The sequence below is a fragment of the Streptomyces sp. HUAS 15-9 genome (assembly GCF_025642155.1).
GTDB lineage: Bacteria > Actinomycetota > Actinomycetes > Streptomycetales > Streptomycetaceae > Streptomyces.
In genome coordinates, this window is sequence record NZ_CP106798.1 from 587,438 (window position 1) to 609,273 (window position 21,836).

19 protein-coding genes are annotated in these 21,836 nt (G+C 70.4%); 10 read left to right on the plus strand and 9 right to left on the minus strand.

The window, feature by feature from the left end:
- The first annotated feature begins 30 nt into the window (after window positions 1-30).
- Complete coding sequence (locus tag N8I87_RS02580) at window positions 31-564, plus strand: hypothetical protein (RefSeq protein ID WP_263205075.1); 534 nt, start codon at window positions 31-33, stop codon at window positions 562-564.
- Window positions 565-615: 51 nt separating this feature from the next.
- Here N8I87_RS02580 and N8I87_RS02585 read toward each other — a convergent pair whose 3' ends face one another.
- Window positions 616-1,356 carry a DUF2249 domain-containing protein gene (locus N8I87_RS02585; protein ID WP_263205076.1) on the minus strand — a complete coding sequence of 247 codons (741 nt, stop codon included), beginning with the start codon at window positions 1,354-1,356 and terminating at the stop codon, window positions 616-618.
- Window positions 1,357-2,145: 789 nt separating this feature from the next.
- On the opposite strand from N8I87_RS02585, the gene N8I87_RS02590 reads away from it, so the two are divergent.
- The 3 genes from N8I87_RS02590 (at window position 2,146) to N8I87_RS02600 (ending at window position 4,112) form a co-directional block, all read left to right on the plus strand.
- A complete protein-coding gene (locus N8I87_RS02590) occupies window positions 2,146-2,751 on the plus strand; it encodes a vitamin K epoxide reductase family protein (protein ID WP_263205077.1) in 606 nt (201 codons plus the stop codon).
- Between the two features lie 114 nt (window positions 2,752-2,865).
- Window positions 2,866-3,747, plus strand: coding sequence for a class I SAM-dependent methyltransferase (locus N8I87_RS02595; protein WP_263205078.1), 882 nt, complete (start codon window positions 2,866-2,868; stop codon window positions 3,745-3,747).
- Window positions 3,748-3,761: 14 nt separating this feature from the next.
- Window positions 3,762-4,112, plus strand: a complete 351-nt coding sequence (locus N8I87_RS02600) for a cupin domain-containing protein (protein ID WP_263205079.1) — start codon at window positions 3,762-3,764, stop codon at window positions 4,110-4,112.
- 53 nt (window positions 4,113-4,165) lie between these two features.
- On the opposite strand, the gene N8I87_RS02605 is transcribed toward N8I87_RS02600, so the two are convergent.
- Window positions 4,166-6,550: an excinuclease ABC subunit UvrA gene (locus N8I87_RS02605; RefSeq protein WP_263205080.1), complete on the minus strand. Its 2,385-nt coding sequence runs from the start codon at window positions 6,548-6,550 to the stop codon at window positions 4,166-4,168.
- Window positions 6,551-6,853: 303 nt separating this feature from the next.
- Between N8I87_RS02605 and N8I87_RS02610 the strand changes: the two genes are divergently transcribed.
- Entirely contained in the window at window positions 6,854-7,921 is a 1,068-nt protein-coding gene (locus tag N8I87_RS02610) for a PP2C family protein-serine/threonine phosphatase (RefSeq protein WP_263205082.1), read from the plus strand.
- A gap of 27 nt (window positions 7,922-7,948) precedes the next feature.
- Here N8I87_RS02610 and N8I87_RS02615 read toward each other — a convergent pair whose 3' ends face one another.
- Entirely contained in the window at window positions 7,949-8,434 is a 486-nt protein-coding gene (locus tag N8I87_RS02615; protein ID WP_263205083.1) for a cupredoxin domain-containing protein, read from the minus strand.
- A 238-nt stretch (window positions 8,435-8,672) separates the two neighbouring features.
- On the opposite strand from N8I87_RS02615, the gene N8I87_RS43955 reads away from it, so the two are divergent.
- Window positions 8,673-9,020 (plus strand): hypothetical protein, encoded by a 348-nt coding sequence (locus tag N8I87_RS43955; RefSeq protein WP_317633441.1) that lies wholly within the window; start codon window positions 8,673-8,675, stop codon window positions 9,018-9,020.
- A gap of 116 nt (window positions 9,021-9,136) precedes the next feature.
- On the opposite strand, the gene N8I87_RS02625 is transcribed toward N8I87_RS43955, so the two are convergent.
- Window positions 9,137-10,051 (minus strand): alpha/beta fold hydrolase, encoded by a 915-nt coding sequence (locus tag N8I87_RS02625; RefSeq protein WP_263205084.1) that lies wholly within the window; start codon window positions 10,049-10,051, stop codon window positions 9,137-9,139.
- Between the two features lie 128 nt (window positions 10,052-10,179).
- Here N8I87_RS02625 and N8I87_RS02630 point away from each other — a divergent pair, with 128 nt between their 5' ends.
- Together N8I87_RS02630 and N8I87_RS02635 are read left to right on the plus strand one after the other, a co-directional pair.
- Complete coding sequence (locus N8I87_RS02630; protein ID WP_263205085.1) at window positions 10,180-10,704, plus strand: CGNR zinc finger domain-containing protein; 525 nt, start codon at window positions 10,180-10,182, stop codon at window positions 10,702-10,704.
- A gap of 107 nt (window positions 10,705-10,811) precedes the next feature.
- Window positions 10,812-12,575 (plus strand): MOSC and FAD-binding oxidoreductase domain-containing protein, encoded by a 1,764-nt coding sequence (locus N8I87_RS02635; RefSeq protein ID WP_263205086.1) that lies wholly within the window; start codon window positions 10,812-10,814, stop codon window positions 12,573-12,575.
- Window positions 12,576-12,613: 38 nt separating this feature from the next.
- Here the strand turns inward: N8I87_RS02635 and N8I87_RS02640 are convergent, their stop codons facing one another.
- The 5 genes from N8I87_RS02640 to N8I87_RS02660 form a co-directional block, all read right to left on the minus strand.
- On the minus strand, window positions 12,614-13,792 hold the full coding sequence (locus N8I87_RS02640) for an acyl-CoA dehydrogenase family protein (RefSeq protein WP_263205087.1): 1,179 nt from the start codon (window positions 13,790-13,792) through the stop codon (window positions 12,614-12,616).
- Window positions 13,793-13,794: 2 nt separating this feature from the next.
- Window positions 13,795-14,976 (minus strand): CaiB/BaiF CoA transferase family protein, encoded by a 1,182-nt coding sequence (locus tag N8I87_RS02645; protein ID WP_263205088.1) that lies wholly within the window; start codon window positions 14,974-14,976, stop codon window positions 13,795-13,797.
- Between the two features lie 140 nt (window positions 14,977-15,116).
- On the minus strand, window positions 15,117-16,022 hold the full coding sequence (locus N8I87_RS02650; RefSeq protein WP_263205089.1) for a LysR family transcriptional regulator: 906 nt from the start codon (window positions 16,020-16,022) through the stop codon (window positions 15,117-15,119).
- Window positions 16,023-16,049: 27 nt separating this feature from the next.
- A complete protein-coding gene (locus N8I87_RS02655; protein WP_263205090.1) occupies window positions 16,050-19,079 on the minus strand; it encodes a SpoIIE family protein phosphatase in 3,030 nt (1,009 codons plus the stop codon).
- A 264-nt stretch (window positions 19,080-19,343) separates the two neighbouring features.
- Window positions 19,344-19,520: a hypothetical protein gene (locus N8I87_RS02660; protein ID WP_263205091.1), complete on the minus strand. Its 177-nt coding sequence runs from the start codon at window positions 19,518-19,520 to the stop codon at window positions 19,344-19,346.
- Between the two features lie 348 nt (window positions 19,521-19,868).
- Between N8I87_RS02660 and N8I87_RS02665 the strand changes: the two genes are divergently transcribed.
- Together N8I87_RS02665 and N8I87_RS02670 are read left to right on the plus strand one after the other, a co-directional pair.
- Window positions 19,869-20,648 (plus strand): SDR family NAD(P)-dependent oxidoreductase, encoded by a 780-nt coding sequence (locus N8I87_RS02665; RefSeq protein WP_263205092.1) that lies wholly within the window; start codon window positions 19,869-19,871, stop codon window positions 20,646-20,648.
- Between the two features lie 183 nt (window positions 20,649-20,831).
- Window positions 20,832-21,788 (plus strand): hypothetical protein, encoded by a 957-nt coding sequence (locus tag N8I87_RS02670; protein WP_263205093.1) that lies wholly within the window; start codon window positions 20,832-20,834, stop codon window positions 21,786-21,788.
- Window positions 21,789-21,836 lie beyond the last annotated feature (48 nt).

The following is a 21,836-nucleotide window of genomic DNA, read 5'->3' on the forward strand; positions in this document are numbered from 1 at the left end:
GCCCCCCGCCACATGCAAGGAAGAACACCGATGACATATACGAACCGCGGAGCCGACGCTCTGCTCAAGGCGATGGGCGCGGCCATGCTGGCCGCCGGACCCGTGATGCTCTGGCGCAGCCGCAGCGGCAGGAACGAGATACGCAACGAACTCACGGCCCAGAAGATCGCTTTCCCCGAGCAAGGACTGCCCGCTCACCTGGCGGCGTTCGCCGGCCGGCCCGTCGAGACCGGACCCGAGGCGCGGGCCTTCGCCGACATGATCAAGGGCAACCTGGCCATCGCGACGAACGGCCGCACCTACTCCGAGATCAGCGCGGAGCTGAACGCCGCCAGGGACGACGAGAAGCTGGCCAAGCTGCGTCAGACCGCGTTCATGGGCGAGACGTTGCGCGCCTCACTGATGTCCGCCTACCAGGCCTGGCAAATAACGTCCCTGGTCACCGGTCTCGGCGCGCTGCTGACCGGGGTGGGAGCGGCCCTCGTCGTCTCTGCCCGGGAGGGCTCCCGTGCCGGGGTCACCGCGGCCCTCCCCGCGGTGAGGAACAGCCTCCACTCCCGCTGAGACGAACGGCCGGGTGCGGCATGCCGCACCCGGCAACGCGGTCAGCACGTCTCAGTGGTGGCTGAGCCGCAACCACCAGGCGTCGGGGCCGCGCTGCAGATACTCCACCGCGAAGAGCCCGGGGTTGCGCTGCTCGATCTGCGCCAGCAGGGGAATCGGGTCGTGCGGCGCGACCAGCACCATGGCCTGACCTGCCGGGACGGCCTCGAGAGCGCCGAACACGGTGGCGTGGCGCAGTGCGTGCGGGATGTCGCGGACGTCGAGTACGGGTTCGGCGGCTTCCTCGGCGCCACAGGCACACCCGCAGCCACCGGTCTCCCCGGTCTTCACCTCTGCTGCCTTCACCGCGTCGTCCGCGTCAGAGGCGGCACTGCTCATCCGCGTATGAGCGATCCGGTGGTGCAGTCTCTCCAGCAGCCTGGCCAGGCGGACCCCGGGTGCCGCGGCGAGCAGGGGCAGCACAAGGCCGTTCTGCTTCGCCACGTGTTCCTCGAAGACCACCTGAAGAGCGCGGCCCTCCGCTGCGGCACCGGCCGTTGTCGGCGCACCGCGCACGGCGTCGACCAGCGCGGCCAGGCAGCGGTGTTCACCGATGAGCCCCTCGACGAGCAGGCGCGTGTCGGGCAGCCGGCGGGCCACGGGATACAACGTGGCCTCCTCGGCAGCCGTATGCGGCAGGAGCTCACGCTCGCAGAAGGCCACGAGCCCCTCGCGGAAGCGTTCGGCGGCACTCTCGTCACGGCCGGCGGCGGTGAGCAACAGCGTCACGCGTCCGGCCAGTTCCCCTGCCATACGGGCATAGTCAGCCTCAGCGCTGTTGAGAGCCTCGGCATCCTCCGGGGCCGACGCGAAGGTGAGGGCACTCATTCAGGTGTCTCCAGCGGTTCAAGGCCGGAAGATACGGCCGTTTCTGGTCCGGACAGCAGGTTCCGCCACGTCCCCGGAGCGGTCGGCGCACCGGGCGGCCTGGGCATGGTGAGCGCCGTCACCGGGGGCGTGGCGGAACACCGTCCGACAGCTGCAGAACGGTGGCCGGACGGCGACCGGTCCGAAGGCGCCACGCGCCTGCCGCGGCCCCGCACACGAGAAGACGGGGGCCGAGCAGCCGGAACGCAACGGTTTGTGTCGCCTCCCGACCGGTCGGCGACCAGCTTTTCGCGTCGCGGGCGTCCTGGCATGGGCCGTGCGACCCCGTGAACGCCGCCCACCGGTCCACATTCTGGACGCCGGGCAGGGCCGGACGGCCCCGCACAAAGGGCCGTCCGGCCCAAGCGGCACAGGCGGCCGTGCCGCACGATACGCGGTCTTGCGGGCGCGCGTGGGAATCGGGCCAAAAGGACCGCCCGACCCGGGACGTTCGGCCCCAGTCCCGGGTCGCCGACAGCGCCTAACGTTCCCGGCCATGGAGATCGATCACAACGCTCGACGGGGACGGTCGCGCGTGACCGAGGGCCGACCGGCGCCGGCCGCCCTCATGCTGCTCACCCGTTCGAAGGCCCGCGCCCAGGAACGGACCCCCGACAGGGGCCGCCCGGTGCGTCGCCCCGCAGCCCCCGCGCCCCTGCCGCGCACCCGCGCCGCATGACGCCGCCGCACATCGCCGGGGCCGACAGGCGCATCGGCTGGCTGATGGCGCTGACCGGAGTCGTCGGGTGGCTCGCCTCGCTGCGCCTGGCCATCGACGACTGGCTCGTTCTCAAGGACCCCAGCTACCAGCCGACCTGCAACATCAGTCCGGTCGTCGGCTGCAGCAACACCATGGCGAGCTGGCAGGGCAACCTCTTCGGCTTCCCCAACATGCTGCTCGGCCTGGGCGCCTTCGCCGCCGTCGCCGCGCTCGGCATCGCGGTGCTCGCCGGAGCGCGCCTGCACCGTGTGCTGTGGCTCGCCCTGAACGCGGGAGCGCTCGTCGGCATCGCGTTCGCTCACTGGCTGATCTTCCAGTCGCTGTACGAGCTGAACCGGCTGTGCCCCTACTGCGGCGTCATCTGGATCATCACCATCGCGCTGTTCTGGTACGTCACGCTGCACAACCTCAGGCACGGCATCATCCCGGTGCCGGCGCGTGGCCGTGGCGTGCTGAATCTGGTGCTGGAGAGCCACTGGCTCCTGTTGGTGGCCTGGTACGGCGTGATCATCATGCTGGTCCTCACCCGCTTCTGGTCGTACTGGAGCAGCCTGCTGTGACTGGGCCGTTCGGTCCGCCCGATTCGGGACGTTCGGCCCACACGCATCCCACCGCCCGGAGTTAGCGTCGCCCTATCGACTCTCGGGAAAGCGCAGGTGGAGAGCGAGGCACCAATGGTGACCACGGACCATGACCAGCCGCTCCAGAAGGATCCGACCGCGCCCGGTGCGGGACTGGACACCTCCCGCATGCCGGGCCACTGGCTGCTGGCCCGCCTCGGCAAGCGGGTTCTGCGCCCGGGCGGCGTGGAGCTCACCCGATGGATGCTCGACTCCCTGGGCATCGGACCCGACGACCGGGTGGTGGAACTCGCGGGCGGTCTGGGCGCCACAGCGGCACTGACGCTGCGGCGCTCACCGGCCGCCTACACGGCCGTCGACCGCGATCCCGCCGCGGTGGCCGCGCTGAGCACCCTCACCGTCCCCGGCAGTACCCACATCCGCGCCGTACGGGCGGACGCCTCCGACACCGGTCTGCCGGACGGCTCGGCGACCGTCGTGTACGCCGAGGCGATGCTGACGATGCAGCCCCTGCCCGCCAAGCGGCGCATCGTACGGGAGGCACGCCGGCTGCTCACCGACGCGGGCGGCCGCTGTGCCATCCACGAAATGTGCCTGCTGCCGGACGGTATCGACCCGGCCCTGGCCGACCGGATCGCCAGGGACCTCGCCGACTCCATCCACGTCGGCCCCCGCCCCCTGACGTCGGCCGCCTGGCAGGAACTCCTCACCGACGAAGGCCTCACGGTCACCGCCCGGAAGACGACGCCCATGGCGCTGCTCGAACCCCGCCGTATGGTCGCCGACGAGGGACTGGTCTCTGCCCTGGGCATCGCCCGCCGCACTCTGCGGGACCCCGCGGGCCGTCGCCGAGTCCAGGAGATGCGCCGTGTGCTCCGCCGCCACCGGGCCCATCTGGGCGCCATCAGCCTGATCGCCCGGCCCACGATGCCCACTGAGCAGCCCACGACGCCCACTGAACACGACGCCCACTGAACAGGGAGGCCCCCATGCCCGCCACCGTGATCACCGACCTCGTCGACGGGCTGGCCGTGCCCGAGGACGGCACCCTCAGCCGCGTCCTGTTCCGCGACGACCGGCTGCGTGTGGTCGGCTTCGCGTTCGCCGCCGACCAGGAACTCACGGAGCACACCTCGTCCCTGCCCGTCGTCATCCAGGTCATCCAGGGACGGCTCGAACTCTTCCTCGGTGATGAGAAGACCGAGGCCACGCCCGGCAGTTGGATCCATGTGCCGGCCCGGCTTCCGCACACCGTACGAGCCACCGAGCCCTCCGTCATGCTGCTGACCATGCTCCCCACCCCGGATCCCACGAACCCGGACGGTTCCGCCGCACTCTGACCCGTCAGCGGGCGGAACCGACCACCGGTGTGCAGGGGAACCCCCTGCCTCGGTCAGCTGCCGACGTAGGCCGCGAGGTGCTCACCCGTCAGGGTGGAGCGGGCGGCGATGAGATCGGCGGGAGTGCCCTCGAAGACGATCTTGCCGCCGTCGTGGCCGGCACCCGGACCGAGGTCGATGATCCAGTCGGCGTGCGCCATGACCGCCTGGTGGTGCTCGATGACGATGACGGACTTGCCGGCGTCGACGAGCCGGTCGAGCAGACCGAGCAACTGCTCGACGTCGGCGAGGTGGAGGCCGGTGGTCGGCTCGTCGAGGATGTAGACGCCGCCCTTGTCGGCCATGTGGGTGGCCAGCTTGAGCCGCTGCCGCTCGCCGCCGGACAGCGTGGTGAGCGGCTGGCCGAGGGTGAGGTAGCCCAGGCCGACGTCGGCGAGCCGTTCGAGGATCTTGTGCGCGGCGGGGGTGCGTGCCTCCCCGGCGCCGAAGAACTCCTCTGCCTCGCTCACCGACATCGCGAGCACCTCGCTGATGTCGCGGCCGCCGAGGTGGTACTCCAGTACCGATGCCTCGAACCGCTTCCCCTCGCACTCCTCGCAGGTGGTGGCGACACCGGCCATCATCGCCAGGTCGGTGTAGATGACGCCGGCGCCGTTGCAGGTGGGGCAGGCGCCCTCGGAGTTGGCGCTGAACAGCGCCGGCTTCACCCCGTTGGCCTTGGCGAACGCCTTGCGGATCGGGTCGAGCAGCCCGGTGTAGGTCGCCGGATTGCTGCGCCGTGAGCCGCGAATGGCGGCCTGGTCGACCGACACCACACCCTCGTCGGCGGGGATGGAGCCGTGCACCAGCGAGCTCTTGCCGGAGCCGGCGACGCCGGTGATGACGGTCAGCACGCCGAGCGGGATGTCCACATCGACGTCACGCAGGTTGTTCGTCGCTGCGCCGCGGATCTCCAGCGTGCCGGTCGGCTTGCGCACCGCCCCCTTGACGGCGGCCCGGTCGTCGAGATGACGGCCGGTGATGGTGCCGGCGGCCCGCAGCCCCTCGATCGTGCCCTCGAAACACACGGTGCCGCCCGCCGTACCGGCGCCGGGGCCGAGGTCGACGACATGGTCGGCGATCGCGATCATCTCGGGCTTGTGCTCCACGACGAGCACCGTGTTGCCCTTGTCGCGCAGCCGCAGCAGCAGGGTGTTCATCCGCTGGATGTCATGCGGGTGCAGGCCGATCGTGGGCTCGTCGAAGACATAGGTGGTGTCGGTGAGCGAGGAGCCGAGGTGGCGGATCATCTTGGTGCGCTGGGCCTCGCCACCGGACAGCGTGCCCGAGGGCCGGTCCAGCGAGAGGTAGCCGAGACCGATCTCCACGAACGAGTCGAGGGTCTCCCCCAGCGCCGACAGCAGCGGCCCGACCGACGGCTCGTCGAGCCCGCGGACCCATGCGGCAAGGTCGCTGATCTGCATCGCGCACGCGTCGGCGATGCTTATGCCGTCGATCTTCGACGACCGGGCCGCCTCACCGAGCCGGGTGCCGTCGCAGTCCGGGCAGACGGTGAACGTCATCGCCCGCTCGACGAACGCGCGGATGTGCGGCTGCAGCGCGTCGACGTCCTTCGACAGCATCGACTTCTGGATCTTCGGGATCAGACCTTCGTACGTCAGGTTGATGCCCTCGACCTTGATCTTGGTCGGCTCCTTGTGGAGGAGGTCGTGCAACTCCTTCTTGGTGTACTTGCGGATCGGCTTGTCCGGGTCGAAGAAGCCACTGCCCTTGAAGATGCGGCCGTACCAGCCGTCCATGCTGTAGCCGGGGACGGTGAGCGCGCCCTCGCTCAGCGACTTGCTGTCGTCGTACAGCTGGGTCAGGTCGATGTCGGTGACCGTGCCCCGACCCTCGCAGCGCGGACACATACCGCCGGTGATACTGAAGCTGCGCCGCTCCTTCACGGTCTTCCCGCCGCGTTCGACCGTGACCGCCCCCGCTCCGCTGATCGAGGCGACATTGAAGGAGTAGGCCTTGGGCGAGCCGATGTGCGGCTTCGCCAGCCTGCTGAAGAGGATGCGCAGCATGGCGTTGGCGTCGGTGGCGGTGCCGACGGTGGACCGGGGGTCGGTGCCCATCCGCTGCTGGTCGACGATGATCGCGGTCGTGAGCCCGTCGAGGACGTCCACCTCGGGCCGGGCCAGCGTGGGCATGAAGCCCTGGACGAAGGCGCTGTACGTCTCGTTGATCAGCCGCTGCGACTCCGCGGCGATGGTGTCGAACACCAGTGAGCTCTTGCCCGAGCCGGAGACGCCGGTGAACACGGTCAGCCTGCGCTTCGGGATCTCGATGCTGACGTCCTTGAGGTTGTTCTCGCGTGCGCCGTGCACGCGGATCAGATCGTGGCTGTCGGCAACGTGCAGCGCAGGCGACCGCGTGTCCGTCGTCTTGTCCATGCTTTTCGTCTCTCCATCTGTTGCGCGGGCCGCGTTCACGGTCTCCGTCGGCGTCCCCCTGCTCGACGCGACCAGCCACGAGCGGTCGGTCCTGTTCCCCTGTGCCGGCATGTCACGCTAGCCGCGGAGCCATGGCTCGCGCTTCTTCATTCCTGATCGGCCCGGTCACCTGCTCGGCCGCACAGGAGGGCGCAGGTCCACCCCATCGCGGCGCGGTGTTCCCTTCGCCCCGATAAGATACGTTTTGTGATCAGGTCAGGACGGCCGCGGCACCGCCGCCCTCCCTACGGTGGCCGACGCGAAATGGTACTGCTGTCACCGTTGCTGCTCACCGCCCTCATCACCGGCCTTGCCTTCGCCACCCCGAGGCAGATCGCGTTCAGCCGCCTGCTTCCGGCGGCACCCGCCCTCGCCGCCGCGATGTGGACCGTCCTGCCCACGGTCCTCCTGGGAGTGTTCTGCCTGGTGGCCATGATCGTGCTCAGCATGTTCTACTCCGACCTCGGAACGCAGTACACGGCTGCCGCGATCATTGCCGTGACCCTGGCGGCCGCGTATGCGAGCCATCTCCGTCTCCAGCGGGAGGAGATGCTCTTCCAGGTGCGCCTCGTCGCCGACGCCGCCCAGAAGGTGCTGCTGCGCCCCCTGCCGTCCCGCATCCAGGACGTCGAGATCGAGTCGCTGTACCTGGCGGCCGCGGAGCACGCCCGGATCGGCGGCGACTTCTACGAGGCGGCCGACACCATGTACGGGGTCCGGCTGCTCATCGGTGACGTACGCGGCAAGGGGCTCCAGGCGGTGGGGGCGGCCTCGGCGGTGATCAACTGCTTCCGCGAGAACGCGTACGACCAGCCCGACCTGAAGGCGATCATCCATCGCCTGGAAATCAGCATGACCCGCTACAGCGTCGCGACCCGCTCCGCGGAGCAGTCGGAGCACTTCGCCACCGCTCTGCTCGCCGAGATCCCTTACGACGGCGGCCAGGTCAGAATTCTCAACTGCGGGCACCCACCACCACTACTGGTGCGGCGCGGGGAGATCCGCGTCATTGAGCCCACCACCCCCTCGCCGCCCCTCAACCTGGCCAATCTTCTCGGCGACCATTACAGCGTCGAAACCGTCGCCTTCACCTCGGGCGACCAGATGCTGCTCTACACCGACGGCGTGTCGGAGGCCCGCGACCGCACCGGGAAGTTCTTCCCACTGGCGGACTGGATGCGCGGGCTCGGCCCGACGCCGCCCCGCGACCTGCTGCGCCGGCTGCACGAGGACCTGGTCCGCTACAGCGGCGGAAGGCTCGAGGACGACATCGCGGCCCTCGCCGTACGCTCCGGCTGCCCTGGGACGCACCACCACCCGCCGCAGGTGTAGCGGAAGCCGATCAAGCCGTGGCGGTGCTCAGTAGCCGCTGCCCGGGGTGGAACTCCCACCGCCACCGCCACCCCCGCTGCCGCCACCGACGGTGATCTCCGTCTTCATGCCCATGTCCTTGTGCCCGTCCACCGGGCAGTACAGCTCATAGGAGCCCTTCTTCAGCATGATCTTCAGCTGGGCCGACTGGCCCGGCTGAAGGCCGTGCGGCAGCCGCATCTCGCTGCCCTGGCCCTCGATCTCCAGGGAGTGCACGATGTGTCCGGCGTTCTTGGCGACAAACGTGTAGTCACCGGCCTTGAACGTCTTCGACGACAGGGCCAGGTGGTACTCGGTCAACTGCACCGTCACCGTCGTGGATCCAGCCTTGGCGCTCTGCGCCGGGCTGGACGTGGCCCCCGCTCCCGCACTGCCCGACCCCGAGTTCCCACACGCCGCGAGCGCGGCGGCCAGCGCCACCGCGCACGCCCCCGCCATCACTCCGCTCCGGTTCGACTTCGACCTTCCAGCCACGGTCGGCCCTCCTCCCGTATTCCGTACGGCCCGTATCCCGACATCCCTCATGGACAGATACGGGGCAGCGCCCGTGATGGATTGCGCGGTGGCGGGGCAAGGGCATTCCGCTTGCGGCACGCAGCCACTCCAGGTCTCACACATCGGATCTATCTCGGCCATATTGACGCGAGTACGACCTCTCTCTCGGTGTGACACGGGATAGCTCCGATGAATCGCTGAGCCACTTGGAGGCAACGTGCCCCGCCCGTCCAGACGAACCGTCCTCGCCACCGGATCCGCCCTGGGCGGCACCCTGCTGTCCACGGGCCTGCCCGCGCGGGCGACGGCCGCGGAGCGCGCCGCGCCCGCGGCGAACCCCTCCGACCCCTGGCGCACCGTTCTCGACGACGCCGACCTGGGCTGGCAGCGGATGTCGGCCACCTGGCACGAGGGCCCGTTCCTCGGCAACGGCTTCCTCGGCTCCGGGATCTACGCCGTGCGCGGTCCGACAGGGCGGCGCCACCCGCTGGGTGCGGCTGTCCAGCGAGGCCGGCGCGCCCTGCGTCGTACGGCATGGGATCGCGGGACGCGTCGACGTACGTGACGGGCACGGCCGTCCGCTGCGGTACGCCGACGTAGGCGCCGCCACTCTTCAAGTCACCCTGCGCAAGGGCGAGTCGGCGCTGATCACGGCCAGGGGCGACCGGCCCGACCTGTCCGTCATGCCCGTACGTCCGAACGGGGACGCGCCCCGCTGGGGGCTGCCCGGACGAGAACGCGGGCGAGGAAGTCGCGGATGTGCTCGGTGATGATCTCCAGGTGGCTCTCCAGGGCGAAGTGTCCTGAGTCGATCAGGTGGATCTCGGCATCGGGCAGGTCCTGGCCGAACGCCCTGGCGCCGTCGGGGCCGAAGATCGCGTCGTTGGCTCCCCAGACCGCCAGCAGCGGAACGCGGGAGTCACGGAAGTACTGGTGGACCTGGGGGTAGAGGTCCACGTTGGTGGGGTAGTCACGGAAGAGCCTGAGCTGGATCTCGTCGTTGCCGGGCCGGTCCAGCAGCGCCTGGTCGTGGACCCAGTTGTCGGGGGAGACCAGACTCGGATCGGCGACGCCGTTCAGGTACTGCCAGCGGGTGACCTCAAGGGTCAGGGCACCGCGCATGGGCGCTTCGGTGTCCGGCCCCGGGGACGTGGTGTAGGCGAAGACCTCGTCCCAGAACGGCTTCACGAAGCCCTCCTCGTAGGCGTTGCCGTTCTGCGTGATGATCGCGGTGACTCGGTCCGGGGCCTGGAGCGCGAGCCGCCAGCCGATGGGGGCGCCGTAGTCCTGCACGTACATCGCGAACCGGTCGACGCCCAGGTGCTCGAGCAGGCCGGAGGTGACCTCGGTGAGGGCGTCGAAGGTGTACGGGAAGTCCCGCAGGGCGGGCATGGCGGACTGGCCGAACCCGATGTGATCGGGGGCGATCACGTGGTAGCGGTCGGCGAGCGCCGGGATCAGGTGGCGGAACATGTGCGAGCTGGTCGGGAAGCCGTGGAGCAGGACCACGGCGGGTGCGTTCGGATCACCGGCCTCCCGGTAGAAGACCTCGAGACCGTTGACGGTGGCGGTGCGGTGGTGAACTGCGCGAGCCATCTCTCTAACCCCTCTTCCTGGCTTTACCGGTTATATCTCCAGTCGAGCACTCTCCACCTAACCTGTCAAGACACTTTCATCGGTTACACTTCAGTCGGACGCCGAGGCAATCCGGAGAGGAGGCGGCGATGTCGGTCGGTCGAGAGCCGCAGGACGCGCTGCTGGAGCTCCTCAACAGCACGCCGGTCGTCGACGGGGCGGTCCTGGACCGGCTCGCGGACCCGGACGCGGCCGGGAACTGGCAGCGGGCCCACGGCGGCGACGGCAGCGCGGAGGAGCGCCGACACCTGCTCGACGCGCGCGACGCCCTACAGGGTGTGGTGCGCGGCAGCCGGCCGGCCGCGTCGCTGGCCGGGTTGCTGGACGGCGTAGTCTCCCGCCCTCACGTCGGCCCTGACGGGGTGGCCTGGGAGCTGGACGCCCCTGCCGAGCGCCGGCTGGCGGTGGAGGCCGTCATGGCATGGAGCGCGCTGCAGCAGACCATGCCCGGCCGGCTGCGGCCGTGCGCCAACGCGGAGTGCCGACGGTTCCTCCTCGACCGCGGCAAGGCGAACCAGGCCCGCTGGTGCTCCATGGCCGTCTGCGGCAACAGGATGAAGGCCAGGCGCCACTACCGGCGCACCCGCGACGCTGCGGCCGCCGACGACTCGTGATCACGGAATCGCGGCGCCACCGGCACACGAACTAGGATCGGCCCGAGTGCACGGTTCACCGCGCCATGGGGGGCTGACCCGGCCGGACACCGCACAGGAGGTCCGCGATGGCGACGCTGCTGTCCGTCAACGTAGGAACGCCCAAGGACGTCACGTGGCAGGGAAGGACCGTCCGCACCGGAGCCTGGAAGTCACCCGTGGACGGCCCCCGGATGGCGCGGCGGCTGAACATCGACGGAGACGGTCAGGGAGACCTGGCCGGACACGGCGGCGAGATCCGTGCCGTGCTCGTCTACCAGGCGCAGTCCTACCAGTACTGGCAGAAGCAACTCGGGCGCGACGACCTGGCCTTCGGGATGTTCGGAGAGAACTTCACCGTCGACGGCCTGCCCGACGACGAGGTGTGCATCGGCGACCGGTACCGCATCGGCGAAGCCGAATTCGAAGTCACCCAGCCGCGCGTGACCTGCTACCGCGTCGGCCTGCGCCTGGGCGAACCCACCATGGCCGCCCTGCTGGTCGCCCACCACCGCCCCGGCTTCTATCTGCGCGTCCTGGCCGAGGGACGCGTCCAGGCCGGCGACGAGATCACCCTGACCCGCAAGGGCCCGGAACGACTCAGCGTCGCCGACACCGACGCGCTGCTCTACCTCCCCGACCGCGACCCCGCCAAGCTGCGCAGAGCCCTGAACATCCCGGCCCTCAGCCCCGGTTGGCAGCAGTCCTTCCGTGAACTCGCCGCCGCGCAGCCGCCCGCCCAGGAACCGGGACGGCCGGCCGAACGCGCCGGCACCCAGCAGCCGAAAGAAGAGCCGGGCTGGCCGGGATTCAAGCCCATGCGTGTCGCCCGCATCGTCCCCGAGACCCCGACCGTGTCGTCGATCTACCTCGACACCGCCGACGGCACACCGCTGCCCGAGGCCCGCCCGGGTCAGTACCTCTCCGTCCGCCTCGCCATCGGCGATGACGTCCCCACCGTGCGCAGCTACTCCCTGTCGTCGGCGCCCACGGCCGACAGCTATCGCATCAGCGTCAAGCACGAGCCGCACGGGCAGGTCAGCGCGTACATCCATGCCACGCTCCGCCCCGGGGACCTCGTGGACATCGCCAGCCCCCGCGGAACGTTCGTACTGGAGGACGGCACCCGTCCGGTCGTCCTCGTCTCCGCGGGGATCGGTGCCACTCCCGTACTGGCCATGCTCCACCGGCTCGCCGCCACCCGGGACCCACGCCCCCTCTGGTGGATCCACACCGCGCACGACCGCGCCCACCACGCCTTCGCGGAGGAGACCCACGCGCTGCTGGCCCGACTCCCCCACGCCCATGAGCACATCTACTACAGCGCCGAAGCGGCCGCCGGTCTCGACGAGCCCCACATCACCCGGGGGCGGCCGAGCGCCCGGTCACTCGCGGCCCTGGGCCTTCCCGCCGATGCCGATGCCTACCTGTGCGGACCGCCCGCCTTCATGGACGACCTGGGGGGCTTTCTGCGCGCTCACGGCCTGGGCCCCGAGCGGATCCATACGGAACAGTTCAGCGCCCTGCCCGCCATCAATCCCGGCGTTGCGCCCACGGCCGCCGTGCGGCCGCACCGGCCCCCCGGTCCACCGGGCACCGGACCCGTCGTCACCTTCGCCCGCAGCGGCATCACGACGCCGTGGTCACCGGCTCACGCCTCGCTCCTCGAGCTGGCCGAAGCCTGTGACATCCCCACCCGCTGGTCCTGCCGCACCGGTGTCTGCCACACCTGTGTCACCCGCCTCCTGTCGGGCGACGTCACCTACACCACCCCACCCCTGGAACTCCCCGAGGCCGGCACCGTCCTCGTCTGCTGCGGCGAGCCGGCCACCGAAGTCGTCCTCGACCTCTAGGACCTGCCCGGCCGGCGGCGGCACCGGCCGACGGGCCGTCAGCGGAAGGCCGGATGTCCCGTCAGGGCCTGGCCGAGGGCGAGTGTGTGCATCTCGGTGGTGCCCTCGTAGGTGAGGACGGACTCCAGGTTGTTCATGTGCCGGATCACCGGGTACTCCAGCGAGATGCCGTTGGCTCCGAGGATCGTGCGGGCGGTGCGGCAGATCTCGATGGCCTCGCGTGCGTTGTTGAGCTTGCCGAAGCTGATCTGCGCGGGCTGGACTCCCGGCCCGTCCTTGAGATGCGCCAGGTGCAGGGCCGTGAGCGTGGCCTTGTGCAGTTCCAGGGCCATGTCCACGAGCTTCTGCTGGGTGAGCTGGAAGGCGGCGAGCGGCTTTCCGAACTGCTCGCGCTGAGCGGCGTAGTGAGCTGCCGCCTGCCACGCCGAGCGTGCCGCGCCCGTGACGCCCCACACGATGCCGTAGCGCGCCTCGTTCAGACAGGTCAGCGGCGCGGACACGCCACGCGCCTCGGGCAGCAGCGCGCTCGCGGGCAACCGCACACCGTCCAGCACCAGTTCACTGGTGACGCTCGCCCGCAGTGACATCTTGTGCTTGATCTCGGGGGCGGAGAAGCCGGGCGTGGCGGTGGGGACGACGAAGCCGCGGATGCCGTCGTCGGTGCGCGCCCATACGATCGCGACCTCGGCCACCGACCCGTTGGTGATCCACATCTTGCGGCCGTCGAGGATCCAGTCGCCGCCGTCGCGGCGGGCCCGGGTGCGCAGGGACGACGGGTCCGAGCCGTGGTCGGGCTCGGTCAGACCGAAGCAGCCGATGGCCTCGCCCGCCGCCATCCGCGGCAGCCACTCCCGCTTCTGTTCCTCGCTCCCGAAGCGGTGGATGGCGAACATCGCGAGGGACCCCTGTACGGAGACGAACGACCGCAGCCCCGAGTCGCAGGCCTCCAGTTCGCGGCAGGCGATGCCGTACGCGAGGGCGGACATGCCCGCGCAGCCGTATCCCTCCAGATGCATGCCGAGCAGTCCGAGCTTGCCGAACCCCCGGGCCAGTTCCGGCAGGTCGGGCAGTTCGCCGCGCTCGAACCAGTCGGCGATGTGCGGTTCGATGCGGTCGGCGCAGTACTGGCGGACGGTGTCGCGTACGGCCCGCTCCTCGTCGCCGAGGAGGGCTTCCAGACCGAGCGGGTCGGCGGGGTCCAGGGGTGGGAAGGGCATGGTCAGTCCTTTTGGGTCCGGTGCGGAGCGTGGTCGAGCAGTCGGGAGATCTGGGCCTCGTCGTAGCCGAGTTCGGCCAGTACGTCGTGGCTGTGCCGGCCCAGCGTGGGTGGTGCGGACCGTACGGGCGGGCGCTCGCCGCGGAAGTTCACCGGGAAGGCGACCTGTCGGAGCGGGCCGGCGTCGGGGTGGTCCGTCGTCCGGACGATGCCGAGCGCCTCGGTCTGCGGGCAGTCGTAGACCTCGTCGAGGGCGCGGATGGGGGTGACGGGCACGCCGGCGTCCTTGAGCAGGCCGCACCAGTGGGCGACGGTGGCGCCGGTCAGGACCGCGTCGAGCTCGGTGTTGAGGGTGCCGCGGTGGTCGACACGGTCGCGGTTGGTGGCGAACCGCGGGTCGTCGGCCCATTCGCGGTGGCCGAGGACCTCGGCCAGCTTGCGGAACTGGGCGTCGTTGCCGATCGCGATCACGAAGTGCCCGTCGGAGGCGGGATACGCCTGGTACGGCACGAGGCTCGGATGCCCGGAGCCGAGGCGGGTAGGCCGCTCACCGGTGGCGAAGTATCCGGTGGCCCAGTTGACGTGCAGGGCGAGCAGCGACTCGTACAGCGAGGTCGTGACGTACTGTCCGCGTCCCGTCCGTTCGCGCTCCACGAGCGCCGAGGTGACACCGATGGTCCCGAAGAGCGCGGCGCCGAGGTCGCCCATCGCGTATCCGGCGCGCACGGGCGGTCCGTCGGGCTCGCCGGTCAGGGACATCAGGCCGGCTGCGGCCTGCGCCACCATGTCGTAGCCGGGTTCGTCGCGCAGTGGTCCGCTCTCGCCGAAGGCGGAGATGTGCAGCACGACCAGGCGTGGGTGGCGTGCGCTGAGTTCGCGGTAGTCGAAGCCGCGGGCCAGCGAGCTGCCGGGGCGGAAGTTCTCGACGACGACGTCCGCGGTGGCGATCAGCCGGTGCGCGGCCTCCTGGCCTTCGGGGGACTTGAGGTCGAGGGTGACGGAGCGCTTGTTGCGGTTGGCTGCCAGGAAGTACGTGGCGTCGGGGCCCTGGAAGGGCGGGCCCCAACCGCGGGTCGGGTCACCGCCGTCGGGGTGTTCGACCTTGATGACGTCGGCGCCGAGGTCGGCGAGGGACATCGTGACGTACGGTCCGGCGAGGATCTTCGACAGATCGACCACGCGCATGCCGGCCAGCGGCGCAGGCAGCTGCGACCTCCTTGGGGGCACGAGCATCCTCTCGTAACGGCGGATCGTTCTTGATCCAGGCCACTGTGCACCCCGGAATTAGGACATGTCCAAGACCAAAAAGCCTCACCGCTGAGATGTCATCCATCATAATCGCGCGGTGTGGGCAGCACCCGCTCCGCGACCTGAAGCACCGCCTTGAGCGCGGCCGAGGGATTGCCCGTCCGCCACCCGAGGGCGATCGGCAGCACCGGCACGTCGTCCCCGGCCAGCGGCCGGAACACCACATGCTCCAGCCGGATGGCGCGCGCCGACTCGACCATGACCGCGAGACCCACGTCCGCGCCCACGAGGGCCAGCAGGTTGTACGAGTCGGGAGCCTCCTGGACGATCCGTGGCGCGAACCCGGCCTCGTGACAGGCCTGCACCGTGGCTTCGCGCACCGCGGACCCGCGCGAGACGGGGAAGGTCACGAAGGGCTCGTGCGCCAGGTCGGCGAACGTGACCTCCGCGCGCCGCGCGAGCGGATGACTGTCCGGCAGGGCGAGCATCAGCCGCTCCATCTTGACCACTCGGGTGCTGATCCCACGGCGCGCCGGCAGGGCCACGAAGCCCACGTCCAGCGAGCCGTCCGCGATCCGGCCGAGGGCCTCACCGGTGTACGCCTGGCCCTCCAGGACCAGCTCGATGCCGGGCAGCTCGGAGGTGACGGCCCGGGTGAGCAGGGGCAGCGCCGAATAGCTGCTGGCGCCCGCGAATCCGATCGTGACCCGGCCGACCTCGCCCAGGTGGGCGGCCTGCACCGTGCGGCGGACCGCTGACGCCTCGGCCAGCAGATGTCTGGCCGGCTCCAGCAGCGCCTGCCCGGCGGCGGTGAGCCGTACGGAACGGGTGGTGCGATCGAAGAGCTTCACTCCGAGATCCCGTTCGAGCAGCCGGATCTGCTGGCTCAGCGGCGACTGGGCGATGTGCAGCCGCTCGGCGGCCCGCCCGAAGTGCAGTTCCTCGGCGACGGCGACGAATCCGGAAAGGTGACGTAGCTCCACCCCACAGACAATGCCAGGCGCCGGAGATCAAACCGAGGCGGTGGGGAGGGGTTGTTCGGTCCAGATGGATTTGCCGGTGCGGGTGTGGCGGGTGCCCCAGCGCTGACAGAGTGCGGAGATGAGCTGCAGGCCGCGGCCGCCCTCGTCGGTGGCGGAGGTGTGGCGGATGTGCGGTGTGGTCAGGCTGGCGTCGGATACCTCGCAGATCAGTGCGCGGCTGCGGAGCATACGCAGCCGGATGGGGCCGCAGGCGTGCCGGACGACGTTTCCGACCAGCTCGCTGACCAGGAGTTCGGTGGTCATGACCAGGTCCTCGTCGGTCAGGTCCCAGTCGTCGAGCTGGGCGCGCGCCAGGTCGCGGGCCTGGCCCGCCGCCACCGGGTCCTCGGGCAACGGCCACTCGGCGACGTTCTCCGCGTCCAGCGGGTGGGTGCGCACCAGCAGCAGGGCGGCGTCGTCTATCAGCTCGCCGTGGGCGGGCAGGAGGGCGGAGGTGAGGGTGGCGCAGAGGGCGTCCAGGTCGGACGCGTCCGCCGGCAGGGCCTCCATGGCGTTCACGGACTCGAAGAGCAGCTCGGCCAGGCGGTTCATGCCGGTGGTGACGTCCCTGTCCTTGCTCTCGACCAGGCCGTCGCTGTAGAGGGCGAGCAGGCTGTCGGCGGGCAGCAGGGTCTCGTGGGTCTCGAAGGGCGGGGCGGCCACCCCCAGTGGCGGGTCCGGGGTCATGGGCAGGAAGGTGACCGTGCCGTCGGGGTGGGCCACCGCCGGGGGCGGCTGACCGGCGCTGGCGTACGACAGAAGCCGGGTCACTGGGTCGTAGATGCCGTACAGGCAGGTCACGAAGGCATCGGTGCCCTGTTCGCCGACGATGTCGTTGAGGTGGCCGAGGATTTCGTCGGGTGGCAGCTCCAGCTCGGAGAGGGTGCGGACGGCCGTGCGGAGCCCGCCCATGGTGGCGGCCTCGGCCATGCCGTGGCCCATGACGTCGCCGATCACGAACGCGACCCGGGCCGCGGAGAGCGGGATCACGTCGTACCAGTCACCGCCGACGTCGGCTCCGTGCTTGGCCGGCTGGTAGCGCGCCGCCGCCGTCACCTCGGGCAGCTCGGGCAGTTCCTGCGGCAGCAGGCTGCGCTGGAGGGTACGGGCCCGGGTCGTCGCCTCGTCGTAGAGCCCGGCACGCTCCAGGGCCTGCGCGATCAGTCCGCTGAGCGCGGTCAGCAGCGTTCGTTCGTCGTCGTCCAGCACCCGAGGCCGGCCGAAGCAGATCACCGCCGCGCCGATCCCGCGCCCCGACACCGCCAGCGGCAGAAAGGCCCACGCCTGCGTGCCGCCCTCCCTGATCAGGATGTCGGTCTCCGGGTAACGCCTCAGGAACTCCTCGGGGGACGAGATGTAGAGGGGGGCACGGGTACGCAGGGCGTCCCCCACCGGATTCGTTTCCCGCACTGCCCACTGCCCGTCCAGCAGTCGGGTGAAGCGCTCCGAATGTCCCCGGGAGCCGACCACCGTCAGCCGGTCGCCGACCACGCCGACCATGACGAGTCCGGTCGCCCCGAGGGGGGTCATCACGCCGTCGGCCACCGCCGCCATCACGTCCTGGGCCGTGACAGCCTCGGCCAGCTCCCGTGTGATCCGCTGCACCAGGGCCGCGCGCTCCGCGCCGGCCCGCTCCGCGGCGGCCCGTTCGGCCTCCCGCAGATGCCGCTCGGTGGTGTCGGTGATGTAGAGGGTGAGGCCTTCGGGCACCGGTACCAGCCGCAGGTGGTACCAGGACCTGCCGTCCGACCCCGGTACGTCGAATCCGGCCGGCTGGCCCTCGGCCACTGTGGCCCGGCACCGTTGTTCCAGCCCCGGCACGGCGCTTACGACGGGAATGTCCCAGAGCAGGGATCCGGCCACGTCTCCCGCGGCGCCGAGGAGTTGTTCGGCGGCCTGGTTGAGGAATCCGATGCGCCAGTCCGTGTCCAGGGAGACGAAGCCGTCGCTCATGTGCCGCAGCGCCCGCCCCACCGATTCGGCGGCGGCATGCGTTTCACTGCTGTCCCTCAGGGTGCCGATCACCTTGACCGGCGCCCCCTCCTCGTCCGTGATCGTCCGGGCACAGGCCTCGATCCAGAGGTAGGTGCCGTCCTGGCGCCGGATCCGGTACTCGTTCTGGAAGCCGCCGCGCATCTGGATGCCCGTGTCGAAGCCGGCCACCACTCCTGGCAGGTCGTCCGGGTGGATCAGCTCCGCCCATGCCTCGATGCCGCCGTTCATCACCTCCGGATCGATGCCGGCCAGCACCTCCTCGACGGGCAGGTCGGCGGTCAGTGCGCCGGTGCGCAGGTCCCAGGTGTACGTGATGGAGGGCATCCGTTCCGCGTCCCACGGGGCGGCGGCCTCCCGTGGTCCTGGCCCGTTCTCCAGCGCGCGCAGCAGGGTGGGCGACGGATTGAGGATTCCGGACGCCCTGAGCCTCCCGGACATCCAAGCCGCCACCTCGGTCAGGAACTCACGCTCCGCCGCGCCGGGCTCGGCGCCCGGGGCGAAGAGGACGGAGAGCGCGCCGCGCCGCCAGCCGCCGCTCTGAATGGGAACGGCCAGGTGTCCGATGCCGGCGGGGAGCCCGGAAGGCCACAGGGCGGCGGGATCCCGGCCCGGCACCGGGTCGGGCGGGGCCAGGTCGGGCTGCCAGCTGGTGGTGTCGTTGCGGGCGGCCCTGCTGGGCGGCGCCGTGCCCCGTACCGGGATGATCACCCAGGGCCGGGTCATCGTCTCCGGCAGGCCGCTGTCGGCGACCAGGTAGAGGATGCCGCTCATGCCGCCGCCCGGCAGATGCACCATCCCGCCCAGGCCGTGCACCTCGGCCACCGCCTGCTGGAGCGCGGTCAGCAGTACGTCGACATCGCGCCGGTCCTCGTCCACGGCGTCCAGCAGCAGCATCCGCATGCGATGCCGCTCCACGGGCCGATCGCTCTGAAGGGTGCCCAGGCCCTGCGGCTGGTGCAGCAACTGGGGGACGTGGGGTATGGACGGGCCGCCGTGGTCCGCATCGCCGCCTCTGGTACTCACCACTGCCGACCCTCGCCTCCGCTCACCGCCTGGGTACCCGCCGGGACGCATGCAATCGGATGTGGACCCGCAACGATCTACATCCGTCCAATCCATCCTAATCGGAATAACCTAGGCGATTTCATTTGCATACGGAACCGTTCATCCGGTCACCGTATGTAGCGTCAGCTCACTCTTCGTCGCTGTGCAGCGTCGTCGACGTAGTCGTGGTGGGGGTGGACTGCGACTGCCGATCCTGGGGGTGCCGCGGCGGCCCGACAGCGGTCACGCCATAGGCATGTCGTCCGTCCGCTCACCCTCCGCCTGGGACGGCTCGGTCCTGGGGACGTCCGGGTGCTGCTCCATGGCCGCCCGCTCTGTCGGCTCCTCGCGCTCCCCTTCGGCCTGGGAGGGGGTGTGGGAGTACAGCCAGGCGTCGTAATCCGAGGCTCCGGTCTTCATGGCGGGCCTCCCTCGGTCGCTCATGTTCCATGGTCCTCCCCGGACCGCGGCAGCGCCAGGTCGGCCCATGACGCATCCGTGCATCGGCACCGTCGGCAACTCCGGGCGTCCGTCAGACGCCGCCGGCCACCGCCGTACCGAGAATCAGCAGTACGACACCGGTGACGACGCTCAGCCATCGACGCACCGTCGGACGTCTTTCTGACTCTCTTTCGGGACGTCGCCGAGGACATGACCGCGACCTGGACGGGCGAGGGTCCTTGACCTGCCCGCAGACCGGACCTCGCCGGACGGCTGCGGCCACACCACGGGCCACGCACACGACCCGGAGGACCGTAGGGTGCGGGCATGACGTCGCAGGCGTACCTCTCCGAACTGTTCTCGCTGGACGACCGGATCGCCGTGGTGACCGGCGGCAGCTCCGGCATCGGCCGAGCCATCGCGCGAGCCCTCGCGCGTGCGGGCGCGAGCGTCGTGGTCGTGGCCCGCAAGGAGGCGGAACTGGCCGCGACAGTGGGCGAGTTGGCGGCCCACGGATGCCGAGCGGGCTGGGTGGGCGCCGACCTGAGCACGCGAGACGGTGTGCGTGCGGCGGCCGAGGAGGCAGCCGGGGTGTTCGGGGAGCCCGACATCCTCGTCAATTCCGCCGGGGTCAATCTGCGCCCTCCCATGGGAGAACTGGGCGAAGAGGTGTGGAACACCACCATGGCGGTGAACCTGGAGGCGCCGTACCTGCTGGGACAGCGGTTCGGGCCCGGCATGGCCGAGCGTGGCTTCGGACGCATCATCCACATCACCTCCCAGCAGGCCCATCGGGCGTTCGTCCAGAGCGGAGCCTACGGCGTCTCCAAGGGCGCACTCGAGTCGCTCGCCCGCTCGCAGGCCGAGGCGTGGTCGCCGTACGGCGTCACCTGCAACACGCTGGTACCGGGCTTCGTCATGACTCCGCTCAACGCACGGCTGTCGTCCGACCCCGAGAGGGTCACGGCGCTCGCCGCACGCACGATGATCGGGCGCAACGGCCTGGCCGAGGACTTCGCGGGCGCGGCGGTGTTCCTGGCGAGCCGCGCCTCCTCCTACGTCACCGGGCAGGCGGTCTTCGTCGACGGCGGATTCTCCGTTCACTGAGCCCGACCGGGCGTCTGCGTGAACACAACGGCCGGACGTTGCGCGAGCTGTGCGAGCGCGGGCTGATGCATGGCACGGACACCCGTCTCGCCGTACGAGCGAGTAATACGCGCTGACACGTGAAACGGATAACGATCTCGGTGCACACCTTGCGGAACCGCTCCTCCCATCTAGCCTCCGTGCATGGCATTCCTCTCAAGTCGTCGCAGAAGGGCACGCCTCGCCCCCGAGCTCGATGACGCTGCCCTCAGCAAGCTGCTCAAGTCCCTCCAGGCGACCATGAGCACGGGCACGATCGCGACGACGGATCTCTGCACCGCCCAGATCTCCCGCCTCCTGGACACAGGCGCGGAGGACTGGGACCGCCGCACGCACCGGATGTCCGTCCTGGCGTACCGCCTGTCGGAATCACATGTGCCCCGGGCCTGGGCCACGCGTGAGCCGCGCAATGTGAGCGCGCTGGTGCTGCACGCATGGGCGCAGCTCATACGCGGACGCTCGCAGGGGAACCTGGAGGACGCCACCGCCGTCGCCGACTGCTGTCTGCGGGCCGCGGAACTCGCCCCGGCGGACCCCACCCCCTGGGTGGTCCTCCTGGGGCTGGCACGGCTGCAGCGCCTCAATCAGTCAGAGGTGTTCGGTCTGTGGAACGAGGTGCTGACGCGTGACCGCTGGAATCGCGAGGCGTACCTGAACATGCTGGCCTACCTGGGACCCGAGGAAATGGGGTCGCGCATCCAGGTGCTGGACTTCGTCGACGCCGTCCGCGCCCGCACACCCGAGAACGCGCCCTGCGCGGCGACGGAACTCACCGCCCTGGTCATGCAGTACCAGTCCGTCCTCACCCTGGGCGGGGTGGAGGCGCTGATGGCACGCAAGCACTGGGACCACGCACCGGCCGCCGAGTCCCTCGACCGTGCGGCCCGGACGTGGGCCCAGCCGGGGTTCTTCCAGCACGCCGCCGCCGTTGCCGACCTGAACCTGCTCGCGTACGCGCTGATGGCCGCCGAGCGGCGCGTCCAGGCCCGTCCGGTCTTCGAGGCGATCAGCGGCGCGGTCGCCGCCTGGCCCTGGCGCGTCGGCGGCGACCCCGTCTCCGAGTTCGAGAAGGCCCGGAACAGGTCCACGGCGGGCATGTGACCAAAACCTGTCGGCCCGTCTCGACGCCAGGTCTCCGCGGCATCGGCA